Source organism: Haloarcula rubra (assembly GCF_019599465.1).
Classification (GTDB): Archaea; Halobacteriota; Halobacteria; order Halobacteriales; family Haloarculaceae; genus Haloarcula; species Haloarcula rubra.
Genome location: NZ_RKLR01000009.1, coordinates 126,203 through 139,356 on the forward strand (window position 1 = coordinate 126,203; position 13,154 = coordinate 139,356).

Genomic DNA, 13,154 nt, shown 5'->3' on the forward strand with positions numbered 1-13,154 from the left:
GGAGGACAGGACAACGAGAGAGTATTCTTAAATGACGGAGCGATTTGCTGGGTCAGCAAACGGACTTGGCCGGTTATGTCTCCAGCAACCGTCCAAAGTATTGTGAAGAAAAGGAGCGGACACACAAATGGAGAATAAGCAGCTGAGCTAACCTGACGACAAGGTCTCTCCAACTCCGTCGGGGACGAATCAAGCAATCTGAACAAAACTCGACATACGTCGGCTCCAGTCACGTACTGACTCGAAACGCGTGTCACGACAAAACCGACCACCACCACAATGAACGACTCGCAACACACAGGCCGAATCGACTCACGAAAACAGCGCAGACAGGCTACCGAACGCCAACGACTCCATGCATTCACCGCCTCAGATGCGTCTGGCGGCGCTGGATTGACCGAAGAGGAAGCAACGAAGCTCATCACGGGCTTGGAAAGTAAAAACACCCAATAGACCGATGACGTATACCATTACCACAACGATTGATGCACCGTTCGACGATGTCGTAACCGCAGTCACGACCGCACTAGAGGACGAAGGATTCGGACTCCTGTGTGACATCAACGTCAAGACGACCCTGAAGGAAAAGCTCGATGTCGACGTCGACCAATACCGAATTCTCGGGGCGTGTAATCCTCCACTCGCCCACGAGGGGCTCGCCGAAGAGCCAGAATTGGGGGCCCTGCTCCCGTGTAACGTCATCGTCTACGAAACAGATGGCGGTGACGTCGTCGTGAGCGCCGTCGACCCCCAGCAACTGGTCGGCATCACGGAGAATCCTGATCTCGACGAGATCGCGGGCGAGGTGCACGAACGATTCGAGCGCGTCATCGCAACGGTCTCAGACGAGTTGGGAACGGTCTCCGGGGTTGAGTAATCATGTCTTCATCGAATCAACTCGACACCACGACCATCGTCCTGCTCATCCTCGGGGCAATCATCGTCCTCCCCTTGCTCACGATGGGGATGGGATTCGGCGGGACGATGGGCTACGGTGGAATGATGGGCGGATACGGGACGACCAGCGGCTGGTGGCCACTCGTTGGGATGCTTGTCCCGCTGGTCTTTCTCCTCATCCTCCTCGGCGGGGGCTACCTCGTCTTCCGACGAGCGAATGAAAGCCAGACGTCTCGAAACCCCGCGATAGAGGAGCTGCGTATGGCATACGCTCGTGGTGATCTCACCGAGGAAGAGTTCGAATCCCGCCACGACAAACTCGAACGGTCGGAGTAAAACCAACGAGTACACACCACGATGCGGATACCACAAGCCCGTGTACTCGATTTCGTTCGTCAGGCTACGTCCTATCACACCTGTGTGAGCGTGTCTTCGAATCGAAGAAATGGGCCTTTCTCAGCTTACGATTCTGAGTAGTAATGTGGTTAAATTACAAGACCATAGTTTACAATGTGACTGAATTAATCCTCTTCACCCAAGAGACGTGCGGAGCATGCGCAACACAGCGGGAGAAAAACGACGGGCTCGAGGACAAGTATCCGGACGTGGAGTTCCGGGAGGTTGACATCCAGACGGATCTCGAAACGGCCGAGGAATACGGTGTCCGAAAGACGCCAACGACGCTCGTCTACGCGAACGGAGAACAGACCGCCGAGTTCATCGGGATCGTCGACCGGAACGACCTCGAATCAGCTATCGAGCGCGCGACCCAGCAGTCATCTGGACTCGCCCAGCGCCTCGGCGATTTCGTGTGAAAATAACAACCAACAGACCGATTCAAACCACATGACGACCTATAATCGACGTCAGTTCCTGGGAGTACTCGGTGCCGGCGCAGTCGCCGGTGCGGGGATCTCTCAGCCAGCGAGCGCACAGGAGACGCCCGTCGTGAAGATGGGCAACAACTACTTCGACCCGATCGGGCTCCACGTCGAACCCGGCACGACCGTCCGCTTCGAGATAGCAGCCGGAGCCCACTCGGCGACGGCCTACCCGGACCGCGTTCCCGCCGACGGCACCGCCTTCGACAGCGGGACCATCTCGCAGGGGAGCTTCGAGCACACATTCGAGTCGCCAGGCACGTACGACTACTACTGCATCCCGCACAAGTCGGTCGGGATGGTCGGCCGCATCGTCGTCGGCAGCCCCGGCGGCCCGGCCGAAGAGAGCTCAATCCCCGACGGCGAGGTCCCCGATAGCGAGACGATCGTCCAGAACGGCGCCGTGGCCATCGGCTCGGACGTCGACGGAAGCGGGAGCACCGATGGCGGCATGATGGGTGGCTCGAGAGGCGGGTGGGGCGGCGTCCCGTTCGTCGGCGGGGCACTCGGAATGCTCGGCTTAGCTGGCGGACTCCTCTATTGGGCACTAGGACGAGGTGACGCATCTCCCGAGAGCGATGATTCCGCGATGGAAACCCTCCAACGCCGTTACGCACGAGGCGAGATCGACGAAGAAGAGTTCCAGAAGCGTCGTGAGCGGTTGGAAGACAGGTGAAACGCCTCGTCGATGTTCGGTAAGTCAGCGAATCGCGTCGGGTGCCCTCGATCGATCCGTCCGGCCTCGGATACCACCTTCGTTCGAGCGCGTCGTCACGTCGTTCGAGTTCCGCGGTAGTACACCCACACGGCGAGGAGTCCGACGACGAGGAGATAGCCGGCCCCCCAGCCGAGCGACGCAGCCGTGTCCAGGTCCGTCGTGAGTCCGGTATCGACCATCACGCGGACGGGATGGTAGCCCGGGAAGAGTTTCATCCACCACTCGGGTTCAGACTGGACGAACAGCGGGTCCTGGAACAGTCCGATATCGATCATCGGGAGGATCAACATAATCCACAGGCCCGCGAGGCGGTTGAAGGCGGCGCCGACGAGCATCCCAATAAGTCCGTAGGTAACTGAAAGGACGAGCATCGCGGCGATGAACCACCACAGCTGTTCGGGCTGGAAGTCGATGAGCATCACCCCGACGGAGACAGCGACCACGACAAGCGTGATGACTGCAAGGACGCCGAATCGTGCGGCGATGACCTGCCGTGCTCGGTAGCCGACGACAGCGAGGCGGCCGTCCGTGTCTCTCGCCTCGCGCATTAGGAATAGACCGGCGAGGCCGGCGATGAACGAACTCGTGATCGGTGTCATGATCACGCCGTGGACCTCGGGCATCCCCCGCATCACGGTCGTCGTCTCGCCGTCGACGACCGTCCGGACCGGCATCTGGACGTCCTGGGTGACCGCGAAGGCGAGCGTGATGAACGACACTGGGAGGACGACCAGGAGCGCCACGAGGACGTAGTTGCGGGCGTGTTCCCGGAGCCCGATACCGAACGCCGTGGCCGTTCGGTTCACGCTGACCACCCCCCGGCCGTGCGCATCGTCGCACCGAATACGGCAGTCACGAGGACGAGCAACACGAGAAGGTACCCGCCGACGAAGGCGAGGTCACCCGCAGCGAACGTACCGTCGAAGGCGGCCGACTGGAGGAGTTCCTTCGGATGATACAACGGGAAGTACTGGACGAAGTCGGGGACGTCCGCGGCGAGCGGGCTGTCGCCACTGAGGAACACGTCCATCATCGCGAGGAAGACGACGACGAGCGACCCCTCGAACAGTCGCGGAAGCACTGCGCCGACGAGCGCACCGAGGAAAGCATAGACGACGCCCGCGAGCGCGAGGAACGCGAACACAAACAGGGGTGCTTCGACGTCGATCGTCAGCCAGAGGACGCCGAAGTTCACCCCCGCAACGACGATCGTGACACCCGCGAGAGTCGCCAGCCGCGTCGCGAGCAGCGTTCGTGGCGCGTACCCGGTCTGAACGAGCCGTCGGTCAGCCTCCCGGGCACTGATCATCTGGACCAGTCCCATCAGCCCGGTGATGATGGCGACGCCGAAGATCGCGCCGAGGAGGCGTCCCAGGTCGAGCGGAATCCCCTCGACGGTCGGCATTGACGGCAGTCCGGCCATCGCCTGGCCCCACCCCTCGATGACCACGAGCGGGAGCACCAGCGCAAGGACGACGTTCAGAGGCGTCCGGACAAACGTCTGGAGGTTCGCCCGAACGCCGACGACGAACCTATTCATGTTCCCCCTCCGGGTCGCTCCTGAGTTCGCTCTCGGTCTCTTCGTCGGTCACGTCGTGAACCAGTCCGTCTCGCACCTCGAAGACGCGATCGAGTCGACTCCGCTCCTCAATTAGGTGGGAGATCATGACGACGGCAGTGCCGTCGTTCGCGAGGTCCTGGGCCATGTCCCAGAATCGCAGGTAAGTCTCCCAGTCGAACCCCGTGTAGGGTTCGTCGAGCATGAGGACATCCGGGTCGTGCATCAACGCGACACTGAGGTTGACCTTCTGTCGGTTCCCGCCGCTGAGCTGGTCGACCCGGTAGTCAAGGTACTGCTCGAAGTCGAGTTCGTCCGCCAGTCTTTGCTTCGCCGCGTCGATTTCCTCGCGCGTCATGTCGTAGCCAGCGCCGAACAGCCGGAACGTTTCTGAGACGGTTAGCCGATCGTAGAGCAGGGGTTCCTGCGGACACCATCCGACGGTTCCATGCCGTTGGACCGTGCCCGCGTCGTGGTCGAGAACCCCGACGAGAATCTTCATCAGCGTGGACTTGCCCGACCCATTCTCGCCGACGATGCCGACGATCTCGCCAGCATGGACCTCGATATCCGCACCGGTGAGAACGGGTGTCGACCGTCCCAACGGGAGTCGTGACCCGTAGGTTTTCTCGAGGGCGTTGCCTCGAACGAGCGTCTTGCTACCACCGAGCGTCTCCGTGGGCGCCGTGGTCGTGTCCATACGTAGAAAGACGTTCTACTCATTCAATCGAATTGTTGTTAAGAATCGAAAGTTAACTCCGTCAAAGTACCCAGAGATCGGGTTGTATCCCGAAGAGAGCAATGGGTAGCCAACGATTTGGCATTCATTTTGTCTCCAAACAGGAGTAGACTTGGTCGGTAACCGTGATGAAGATCAGCCACCTATCAGGCGCCGAGCATAGCGTTGATGCGGCTTGCGAGTTAACGTTCGAGTATCCATGGTTCAGTGCTACATCTGTGACTCGGAATGCGCTCGCGACGACGAGGTGTTCGTCTGCGAGCACTGCGGGATCTCCTGCCACCGACACTGTATGGAGAAATACGACACCGATGTCTGCCCGAAGTGCGTCGGCGAGCCGATGATCGGTGCGATCGAGTTCTAGTTGTTCCTTGTCACTCACACACCGCCTTCAGCCCGGAGGTGGAGTATATCGATGGTCAGCTGGCGAAATACGTTTTTGACTCGTGCCCGTAGCACAGGTATGTCTACGACTGTCGAACTCCCCAACGTTGATGAGACGTGCGCCTACTGCGGGTCGCGTATCTTCGACCACGACCCGATCTGTGTGCGCGACTGTACCGACGACTGCGGATCGCCGACCTACTTCTGCAACTACGCGTGTCTCTCGACCTACGTTGACGAAAACAACTTGACGACTGGCAACGCGTGCGAGTGGTCGCCCGACGACCCCGACTGCTGCTGAGTGGACTCACCCCAATCAAGACACAGAGCGATGTATTGGCCGCCGTCCAGCCTAAGAACCACCAATGGAGCAGTACTGGCCGTTCAACTTTATGAACGCAGCCGACGAAGTCTATAGTGGTTAACTATGTCGACAGAGCGCACGTCCGACGGCTTGCTCCGCATCGTCCTGATCGTCCTCGCAGTGATCGTCCTGTTTCCGATGTTAATGATGGTCTTCGCCGCTCCAATGATGGGGATGATGGGCTGGTGGTGGGGCGGCGGCACGGCCGGCGGCCTCTCGCCACTGTGGGGCATCGGGATGATGCTCGTCTGGCTCGTCGTCCTCGTCGGCATCGGCTACCTCCTCTATCGCGGCCTCGTCGGTGGTGTCGGGTCGTCGCTGACCACAGACAGGGCGCTCGAGGAACTCCGAGTGGCGTACGCACGCGGCGATCTCTCCGACGAGGAGTTCGAGGAACGGCGTGCGAAACTCACCCGCGAGGAGTCGCAGTAGTCTGCAATCATGTCCCCGACAGTACAGCGACGCGAGTTTCTCACTGCGCTCGGAGCCGGCATCGCAGGTCTAGCGGGCTGCGTCGGCAATCTCCCGGGAAGCAGCGGCGGGGTCGATCGAACGATCTACGTCGGCGCGTATCACTGGGGCTTCATCATCGTCGACGAGTCCGGCGAGGAACAGGACCGCATCAGCCTGCAACGGAACGATGTTCTCCGTGTCGTATCGTTCAACACGCTCGCGAGTCAGGCCGTCCAATCCCTCCCAGCGTCGATTCGAGACGTCCTCCCCGACCACGAGGCCCTCGAAGAACGAAACGCGGAACGCATCCCGGCCCCGTCCGACGGCGACTTCCACGAGCTACTTGAAGAAGCGAATGAGCAGTACCCAGACCACAGTCTCGCGATCACGCCCTCCGGACAGGTTCACATGGGCGGCGGAATGATGATGCACCCGGTTACACTTCCGCAAAATGCCACCAGACCCATCGTTCGACAGTTAGGGGCGACGCAACGGGGCGATTACACGCTGAGTTGCCTGACCTACTGTGGCTATGGACACCCGTACATGGAAATCGACGGTGGCATCGTCATCAGATGATGGGACTAACAACCTGACCACGAAACACACCTCCCGGAACCGAGAATGCAGCCGTGGTTGCTAATTTTGTGCCAATAATATGCTAGATATTGTGGATAGATGGCCGGGTAGCTGATACGGTGTTTAATAAACCTCGTTCGAGTACGACCTGTCACGAATGACCGACGAGAGTGGCGTCGCCCATCACGACCACGGGGACGAAGCCCATGGGCACTCGCATAATCACGATCCTGGCCACGGGCACGGGGGGTCGGCTAGCAGTCGAAAGCTGGCACTCGTCTCCGCCATCAACATCGTCGGCTTCGTCGTTGAACTCGCTGGGGGACTCCTCTTCGGCTCTGTTGCGCTCATCAGCGACGCCGTCCACATGCTATTCGACGCGCTGGCGTACGTGATGGCGTTTACCGCCTCCTACGTCGCGGATAGATACGAGGGGTCAGAGTGGTGGTCGTACGGGCTCCACCGGCTCGAACCGCTGGCTGCCTTCCTCAACGGTGTCCTGCTCATCCCGATGGTCGGGTACATCCTCTGGGAGTCCTATCAGCGGTTCCTGACTCCTATCGAGATCGGGACTGTCCCGACGATCGTGATCGCAATTGGCGGGCTCGCAGTGAACGTCGGCAGCGTCTTCATCCTCCAGGGTGGGGAGATGAGTCTCAACGAGAAGGGCGCGTTCTATCATCTCCTCGGGGACGCTGGCGGGTCGATCGCCGTCATCATCTCCGTTGTTGTGGTCGAAGTCACCGGAATCACCGTCATCGATCCCATCGCTGCTGCGCTTATCGCTGGCATCGTCCTGTGGTCTGCCGGAAAGGTCCTGCGTGGAAGCGGCGCTATCTTCTTCATGAAGACACCGTTCCAGCCCGAACACGTCCGGGAGGATATCGAAGCCGTCGACGGTGTCGACCACATTGATGACTGGCACGCGTGGCAGATCTGTAGTCAGATCACGGTCGCGACGGCACACGTCGAAACGTCGGTCGAGACGATGAGCGAGGCCGACACAGTCACCCAACAAATCCATCACGTCCTCGAGGAGCACGGGGTTGATCACGCCACCATTGAATTGAGCCCGGCATACGGCGACCGTCGAACCCATCTTAGCTCCCACGCCCACTGATACAAGGTGAACACTCCAAGAGGCGAATCCACGCCCGTATATTGCTCGCAGTGTGCTCTCAACTGATTGGTTATCAGCAATCCACGGCTTTAGTCGGTCGTCATTTGTCTCGCTTGCTCGATCCAAGAGGCAACCCGTGACTCGCTCAGCCCGAGCCGAATGGCGAGAGAAGTAGCTTCTTCACCAGCGAGTTGCGTCACCGTCGTGATCCCTGCATCGTGGAGACGCTCCTCGTACGTCGGACCGATTCCGTCGAGCGTCTGCAGCGACCGATCCTGGTCAGTCTCCGCTTCAGCTTCACTTTGGTCGACCGTGGCCGACTCCTCTGACTGTGTTACCGACCGCTCACGGAACCACGTCGCGACACGAGGCCACAGTTCCGCGTGGGCCTTCCCCGAGACGGCCATCCCGATGTGGCCGGTCGGGAATTCGTAGATGTCGGTGTCCTCACTTGGAATAACCTCGGTGAAGGGCTTGCTCGCCTCCGGCGGGATGAGGTGGTCGAACGAGCCGATAATCTGTAACACCGGCATCGTGAGGTTCCCGATGTCGACGTGGTCGCCATCCAGGACGAGCTCGTTCTGGTAGAGCGCGTTCTCCTGGTAAATCTCCTCGATGAACTGGCGGTAGGCCTCACCAGCAACGTCAACCCCATCGCGCACCCAGCGTTCCATTCGGCCGAAGTTCTCGACGGCAGTCTTGTCCTCGAGGTTGTCGAACAGGATCGTGTACTTCCCGGCGTAATTCTCGATAGGATTCATCTGGGCGAACCCCGTCGCGAGAAACTCCGCCGGGACGTTTCCGTACGTCTCGGTAATCGCTCCTGGATCGAAGTACTCCTCGCTTCCCCATTGTTCGAGGATACCACCCGTATCGTCGAAACACAACCCCGTCGCCATGAGGCCGAGATTACGGACCTTCTCCGGATGGAGCGCCGCGTACATCGTGCTCAGCGTCCCGCCCATGCAGTAACCGAGGACATTGATTTCGTCAGTTTCAGTTCGATTGCGGACGACATCGACGCAGTTGTCGATGTATCGATTCACGTAGTCTCCCAGCGTCAGCGACGCGTCGAGTCGGGACGGTTCCCCCCAGTCGATGAGATAGACGTCGAAGCCGTCCTCAAGAAACCGTCGTACTACGCTCTTGTCCGGCTGGAGGTCGAGGATATATGGTCGGTTGATCAACGCGTAGACGACGAGCAGGGGCGCGTCGTGTCGGTCGTCGGTCAGGGCCTCGTAGTGCAGGAGGTCGAGTTTATTCTCCGAATGGATGACCTCACTTGGCGTCTGGCCGACCTCGACTGAGGCGAGGTCGTCGATTCGCTCCGGAAGGAGACGCATCGTCTCGACGGCATCTGCGCCTCGTTCGAGCGTTCGACGCTGCAATTCGAGAGGCGCTGTAAATGGGTGCATTGTCATCACTGGTGTCGAACGTGCTGGTGATCACTCCGGGATAGGATCGATCAGAACCGTCGCCGTTCCATCCAACACGATTTGGTTGGCGTCGTTCTCGATTCGAGTTGTGAGGCGATACCGGGCACCGTCGAGTTCGTCGACGATTTTACATCGAGCCGTCAGTGTCTCGCCGATGTCCACGGGCTGTTGGAACTCCAGGTTCTGCGAGATGTAGATGGTCAGCCCGGGAAAGCACGCCAGTGCCGCGCTAATCAGTCCCGAGACGAGTGTCCCGTGGACGATTCGGTGGCCGAACCGTGTCTTCTCCGCGAACGCGTCGTTGAGGTGGAGGGCGTTCGTGTCGCTGGTCGCTTCGGCGAACTTCCGGACGTCGTCGTCCGTAATCTCCTTCGAGAAATTGACGCTGTCGCCCTCCTGCAGCGACGTGGGATCTGCGATATCGATGTCGAATTCACCTTTCGCACGGCCGTATGGCAGACGAGGGATGATAGCACCGCTTGTCTCGATGAGATGGGGGTGCGGCGTCTCGACGTACTTCTCGGGAGCGCTATCAAACAACGCTTGGCAGTCGTTCGAGCAGAAGTGGAACGACTCACCTTCGTACTCGGTAGTCGCTTCGGCAGATTCGAGTGAGATTTCCATCCCACACACGGGGTCAACTGGCATGGGTACGCTGAATTGAGGGCTGGTTCACGGATGGGTTCGGGATCAGGATCGTTCAGTCGGTCTGCTAGTGAATAACGTAGTCACTCACTATCAACGTACGTGTCGCTCGCATCGTCAACCAAGAACAACTGTAGAGGGCGATCACTTCCCAAGATGGTCAACCTCGTCGAGAGCTTCAGTCGCCACGTCTCCAAGTTCGCCTGCCTCGATGTGGGAATAGCGCTCTCGAACCATCTCTTCGGAGTTATCGAGATATCGGGCTGCGACGGTGTAGCCGAATGCTCTGACGAGGACCTCTCCCATGCCCCGTCGACCGCCGTGAGGAGCGAGGTAGTCGTGTTTCGGGTGGACGATGTCGACCTCCCCCTCCTTGGAGAGTCGTTGGAGAATCGACCGTGCACCATCGGTCGTGATCGACGGCGGCCGAATGTCCCCATCGAGCGCCAGCAGGAGATCGCGAGCGTATTCTTCACGGCGTTCAGTAATTGCTTCTGGGCGTTCCCCTCGTTCGGCTAGCTCTTCCCGGACGAGCCCTGCAAGCGTCCGTTGGTCGAACGTTGGAAACACCGGCCAGCGCTCCGTCGCCGGGTCCATCAGCTGGCGGTAACTTCGCAGCGGCGAGATCACCGGATCGGGAAGGCTGGCGGCGTCCCATTGCTGTTTCTTCCGGTAGACGTCCATACTCCCGTCCTCAATTGAGAGGTCCTCCCAGCGGACGCCACGTCGACGCGGATCGTTCGGGTCCCGGAGAAGTTCCCCGACACGGACGGCGGTGTACGCGAGGACGAACACAAGGGCCCGGTCACGAGCCGCCTTCAGCGCCGCGTAGCGCGCTCGTTGTTTGTCGAGGGGGTCAGTATCCTGTGGGAGTGTCGTGTACGCCTCGACGGCGTCGCGGGCCCGTTCGTCGACGTAGCGGGTGAGGGTGTGGCGCTGTTCGGACGTCCAAGCCTGCTGGTCACCGGGCTTGCGGCCGTCGTCTTCTGGAAGCGGCGCCATCGCACTCGCCCGCTGCGCGTAATGCGCTTCGAGATATCCCTCGTTGACACACCACCCGCACCACGCAGAGATATAGCGGTAATAGGTTTGTACCGTGTTCTGTTTGAGTCCTCGATCGCCGGCGAGATACCGGGCGTACTCCCGGAACACGCGTTCGTCGAGGTCCTCGAAGATCGGTTCCCGATCGACGTCGTCGGGGACGATCCCGGTCCAGTCGTCGCCCCCGCGGTCGCCGGCGGCCCACTCAGCGAATCGTTCGAGTTCGCGGGCGGCGTTGCGTCGATAATTCCCGCCGTCGCCTCCACGGCCTTTCCCCTTGTCCTGGAGGTAGCGCTCGAACGACTCGGAGAGTGAGGTCAATGGCGTCCGTTCCGTCGGTGTATTCCGGTCCATAGTGCTCTCCTGAACTGTTGAACGTAGTCAGTCACACAGACAGACGCCGCCTTCCCGGATCTGGCTCACTGCGAACTGATGGACAGCGCCGGCGAGGTCAGTCATTGCTTCCGCCTGCTCTTCGGTTGGACGCCCCCCGCCGTAATAACTCTCTGTCCGGTTCTCGCTGTAGAGGTCCTTCATCGCCTCTGCAGTCTCCCGCTCAAACAGCCCGATCTGGTGGGCACGCTCGTAGCTGAACTGGTGGTCTTGAAAGTCCTGAAGCGTATCGTTCGTCATCGCGAGCGCGTACGCCTCGATCGACCGTTCGATCGCGCCGAAACAGACCTCGATGACGGCCGTGTAGTACCCATCCTGTGACTGGAGAGTGCCAACGACCTCAAGGAGGCGGCACGCTTTCGTCAGCTGTGTCTTCCAGTCTTCGTCGGCACTAATCCCGTCCTCGAACGCTGTACGACCGCGTCCGACCATCTCGAAGGCATCCTGTGCACGGTCGAGTGCTGTGAGCACAGCAGTCGGGTCCGAGCCGTTACTCATCAGTGGCTCCTTCCTCCAGGAGGAGGTTCTCGACGGTTTCGAAGTCACTCGTCTTGTAGACCGGAATCCCTGAAACGACGATCTCTCGGATGTCTTCGGTGTACGCCGGGATCGCCTGGACGGCCTCGACATCGATATCGTAGGCGTATCGGTCACCGTCGAACTCCGTATCTTCGAGGTCACGGGCAATGGCGTTCGCTTCTCGTTGGCTTTCGGCCCGCCCAGACCGGGTTAGCACCCAGAGATCAATATCACTCCGTCGGTCAGCCTCGCCCCGAGCTACACTCCCATAGAGGATGATGCCGACGACGTCGTTGATGTTCTCACGAAGCTCCGTAACCGCAGCTTTGACGGGTTGATGATACTCTGGTTGGGGGATCCGAAGGATCGGATCGTCTGGAATCGACAGGCGCTGTCTGTTGATCTGAACGAGTCGCTGGTTGCTTTCGGGCGATTCGACGACCAAGTCGTTCGCGCTGAGAACGTTTACTGCCCGTCGGACGGACTGGTGTGAGTGACCGATCTGTGTCGCGAGTTCTCGCAGTGAGAAGTCACTGAATCGGTGGTTTGTTAAAAAGAGAAGGACGTCGCTCGTCGCCTTATGTTTGAATAAAGTCGGATCTGAAGGGGGTATTGAAAGAGAAATAGCTGTCCCAGACGAATTCGTACTATCCGTCTCGCGGTTCATATGCCGTATCACGGACCACTACTATAAAAACATTATACGTGTGTCGGAATCAGCCTAAATATTCATCTGCCAGCAACGGACGTGCGGAGAACGAGGTCCGTCACCTCCGGGCCTCACCACGTTCGGTCGCTGGGGCTATAGTAGCGTTTGCAACTCTTTTCAGCCTGCATCGCAGTGGAAGGCTTGAGACGACTGTACGACGAGGTTTGGCCAAATGAGTGAGCAACTACTTGCAAACGCTACTATAGAAAGTCCCACTCTCGGATGGCAAAACCCACAATTTCGATTCGCCGTTGAAGCTGTTCCCACTCACGCGCGAGCTCTCGGCGACGATCCTCTTCGGTGACGTCGAGTACCTGGTCAGCGATCGTCCCGCGAAGTTGGTTCGGTGACTCGATATCGAACTCGTCCTTCCATCCTCGGATCTGAGCGTTCATCTCGGTGAGCCGTTCGGTGAGGTCTTCGACGGTGTGGTCGCTGTCCCGAAGGCGTATAGCCTCCATGAGTGCTTGACGACGATAGTCGGGGAAGTATGTCGTGTGGCCCTCGGTGTCGTCACGGTGGAGGATGCCGTCGTCGACGAGATGTTCGAGGACGCGCTTGGTCGGCCCGTGTGACCAGTCCGCTTCGGAGGCGATCCAGTTTGCCGTCCGCGGCTCTGAAACCTGTCGGGCGACCATCCGCACCCGGTCTTCACCCGTGGGTTGGCGTTCCATCGGGCCCTCGGAAATCGATTCACCTCCAGTCATACAACCCCGTT

At 59.6% G+C, this 13,154-nt stretch carries 18 protein-coding genes; 8 read left to right on the forward strand and 10 right to left on the reverse strand.

What is annotated here, in order from left to right:
* Positions 1-457: 457 nt before the first annotated feature.
* From EGH21_RS18375 to EGH21_RS18390, 4 genes are all read left to right on the forward strand, one after another.
* The gene (locus EGH21_RS18375; protein WP_220582723.1) at positions 458-877 is read left to right on the forward strand and encodes a DUF302 domain-containing protein; all 420 of its coding nucleotides are present in this window, start codon (positions 458-460) and stop codon (positions 875-877) included.
* A gap of 2 nt (positions 878-879) precedes the next feature.
* The gene (locus EGH21_RS18380; RefSeq protein WP_220582722.1) at positions 880-1,233 is read left to right on the forward strand and encodes an SHOCT domain-containing protein; all 354 of its coding nucleotides are present in this window, start codon (positions 880-882) and stop codon (positions 1,231-1,233) included.
* Positions 1,234-1,409: 176 nt separating this feature from the next.
* On the forward strand, positions 1,410-1,712 hold the full coding sequence (locus tag EGH21_RS18385; RefSeq protein WP_425433280.1) for a thioredoxin family protein: 303 nt from the start codon (positions 1,410-1,412) through the stop codon (positions 1,710-1,712).
* 31 nt (positions 1,713-1,743) lie between these two features.
* Positions 1,744-2,454: a plastocyanin/azurin family copper-binding protein gene (locus EGH21_RS18390; RefSeq protein WP_220619877.1), complete on the forward strand. Its 711-nt coding sequence runs from the start codon at positions 1,744-1,746 to the stop codon at positions 2,452-2,454.
* Between the two features lie 95 nt (positions 2,455-2,549).
* On the opposite strand, the gene EGH21_RS18395 is transcribed toward EGH21_RS18390, so the two are convergent.
* The 4 genes from EGH21_RS18395 to EGH21_RS18410 all read right to left on the reverse strand — a co-directional run bounded on the left by EGH21_RS18395 (position 2,550) and on the right by EGH21_RS18410 (position 5,175).
* Positions 2,550-3,302, reverse strand: coding sequence for an ABC transporter permease (locus EGH21_RS18395; RefSeq protein ID WP_220619878.1), 753 nt, complete (start codon positions 3,300-3,302; stop codon positions 2,550-2,552).
* On the reverse strand, positions 3,299-4,036 hold the full coding sequence (locus EGH21_RS18400; protein ID WP_220619879.1) for an ABC transporter permease: 738 nt from the start codon (positions 4,034-4,036) through the stop codon (positions 3,299-3,301). The genes EGH21_RS18395 and EGH21_RS18400 overlap by 4 nt, the downstream gene beginning before the upstream one ends.
* The gene (locus EGH21_RS18405) at positions 4,029-4,754 is read right to left on the reverse strand and encodes an ABC transporter ATP-binding protein (protein ID WP_137277124.1); all 726 of its coding nucleotides are present in this window, start codon (positions 4,752-4,754) and stop codon (positions 4,029-4,031) included. Before EGH21_RS18405 ends, EGH21_RS18400 begins: the two co-directional genes overlap by 8 nt.
* 124 nt (positions 4,755-4,878) lie before the next feature.
* On the reverse strand, positions 4,879-5,175 hold the full coding sequence (locus EGH21_RS18410) for a hypothetical protein (protein WP_220619880.1): 297 nt from the start codon (positions 5,173-5,175) through the stop codon (positions 4,879-4,881).
* 81 nt (positions 5,176-5,256) lie between these two features.
* On the opposite strand from EGH21_RS18410, the gene EGH21_RS18415 reads away from it, so the two are divergent.
* From EGH21_RS18415 to EGH21_RS18430, 4 genes are all read left to right on the forward strand, one after another.
* A complete protein-coding gene (locus EGH21_RS18415; RefSeq protein ID WP_220619881.1) occupies positions 5,257-5,478 on the forward strand; it encodes a hypothetical protein in 222 nt (73 codons plus the stop codon).
* 126 nt (positions 5,479-5,604) lie between these two features.
* On the forward strand, positions 5,605-5,973 hold the full coding sequence (locus EGH21_RS18420; protein WP_092893747.1) for an SHOCT domain-containing protein: 369 nt from the start codon (positions 5,605-5,607) through the stop codon (positions 5,971-5,973).
* Between the two features lie 9 nt (positions 5,974-5,982).
* Positions 5,983-6,573 carry a cupredoxin domain-containing protein gene (locus tag EGH21_RS18425; protein WP_220619882.1) on the forward strand — a complete coding sequence of 197 codons (591 nt, stop codon included), beginning with the start codon at positions 5,983-5,985 and terminating at the stop codon, positions 6,571-6,573.
* Positions 6,574-6,730: 157 nt separating this feature from the next.
* Entirely contained in the window at positions 6,731-7,693 is a 963-nt protein-coding gene (locus EGH21_RS18430) for a cation diffusion facilitator family transporter (protein ID WP_220619883.1), read from the forward strand.
* A gap of 89 nt (positions 7,694-7,782) precedes the next feature.
* On the opposite strand, the gene phaC is transcribed toward EGH21_RS18430, so the two are convergent.
* The 6 genes from phaC to EGH21_RS18460 form a co-directional block, all read right to left on the reverse strand.
* Positions 7,783-9,114, reverse strand: a complete 1,332-nt coding sequence (phaC, locus tag EGH21_RS18435) for a class III poly(R)-hydroxyalkanoic acid synthase subunit PhaC (protein WP_220619884.1) — start codon at positions 9,112-9,114, stop codon at positions 7,783-7,785.
* A 24-nt stretch (positions 9,115-9,138) separates the two neighbouring features.
* The gene (locus EGH21_RS18440) at positions 9,139-9,777 is read right to left on the reverse strand and encodes a MaoC/PaaZ C-terminal domain-containing protein (RefSeq protein ID WP_236035660.1); all 639 of its coding nucleotides are present in this window, start codon (positions 9,775-9,777) and stop codon (positions 9,139-9,141) included.
* Between the two features lie 141 nt (positions 9,778-9,918).
* Positions 9,919-11,169, reverse strand: coding sequence for a phage integrase SAM-like domain-containing protein (locus tag EGH21_RS18445; RefSeq protein ID WP_220619885.1), 1,251 nt, complete (start codon positions 11,167-11,169; stop codon positions 9,919-9,921).
* A 27-nt stretch (positions 11,170-11,196) separates the two neighbouring features.
* Complete coding sequence (locus EGH21_RS18450; protein WP_236035661.1) at positions 11,197-11,706, reverse strand: DUF8154 family protein; 510 nt, start codon at positions 11,704-11,706, stop codon at positions 11,197-11,199.
* A complete protein-coding gene (locus EGH21_RS18455; RefSeq protein ID WP_220619886.1) occupies positions 11,699-12,394 on the reverse strand; it encodes a nucleotidyltransferase domain-containing protein in 696 nt (231 codons plus the stop codon). Before EGH21_RS18455 ends, EGH21_RS18450 begins: the two co-directional genes overlap by 8 nt.
* 242 nt (positions 12,395-12,636) lie before the next feature.
* On the reverse strand, positions 12,637-13,143 hold the full coding sequence (locus EGH21_RS18460) for a DUF7342 family protein (protein ID WP_220619887.1): 507 nt from the start codon (positions 13,141-13,143) through the stop codon (positions 12,637-12,639).
* Positions 13,144-13,154 lie beyond the last annotated feature (11 nt).

Coding starts and splice junctions, on each gene's coding strand:
- phaC (WP_220619884.1), bottom strand. CDS start 9,114: ATGACAATGCACCCATTTACAGCGCCTCTCGAATTGCAGCGTCGAACG.
- EGH21_RS18460 (WP_220619887.1), bottom strand. CDS start 13,143: ATGACTGGAGGTGAATCGATTTCCGAGGGCCCGATGGAACGCCAACCC.
- EGH21_RS18455 (WP_220619886.1), bottom strand. CDS start 12,394: ATGAACCGCGAGACGGATAGTACGAATTCGTCTGGGACAGCTATTTCT.
- EGH21_RS18390 (WP_220619877.1), top strand. CDS start 1,744: ATGACGACCTATAATCGACGTCAGTTCCTGGGAGTACTCGGTGCCGGC.
- EGH21_RS18430 (WP_220619883.1), top strand. CDS start 6,731: ATGACCGACGAGAGTGGCGTCGCCCATCACGACCACGGGGACGAAGCC.
- EGH21_RS18445 (WP_220619885.1), bottom strand. CDS start 11,169: ATGGACCGGAATACACCGACGGAACGGACGCCATTGACCTCACTCTCC.
- EGH21_RS18450 (WP_236035661.1), bottom strand. CDS start 11,706: ATGAGTAACGGCTCGGACCCGACTGCTGTGCTCACAGCACTCGACCGT.
- EGH21_RS18440 (WP_236035660.1), bottom strand. CDS start 9,777: ATGCCAGTTGACCCCGTGTGTGGGATGGAAATCTCACTCGAATCTGCC.
- EGH21_RS18400 (WP_220619879.1), bottom strand. CDS start 4,036: ATGAATAGGTTCGTCGTCGGCGTTCGGGCGAACCTCCAGACGTTTGTC.
- EGH21_RS18425 (WP_220619882.1), top strand. CDS start 5,983: ATGTCCCCGACAGTACAGCGACGCGAGTTTCTCACTGCGCTCGGAGCC.
- EGH21_RS18375 (WP_220582723.1), top strand. CDS start 458: ATGACGTATACCATTACCACAACGATTGATGCACCGTTCGACGATGTC.
- EGH21_RS18380 (WP_220582722.1), top strand. CDS start 880: ATGTCTTCATCGAATCAACTCGACACCACGACCATCGTCCTGCTCATC.
- EGH21_RS18405 (WP_137277124.1), bottom strand. CDS start 4,754: ATGGACACGACCACGGCGCCCACGGAGACGCTCGGTGGTAGCAAGACG.
- EGH21_RS18415 (WP_220619881.1), top strand. CDS start 5,257: ATGTCTACGACTGTCGAACTCCCCAACGTTGATGAGACGTGCGCCTAC.
- EGH21_RS18420 (WP_092893747.1), top strand. CDS start 5,605: ATGTCGACAGAGCGCACGTCCGACGGCTTGCTCCGCATCGTCCTGATC.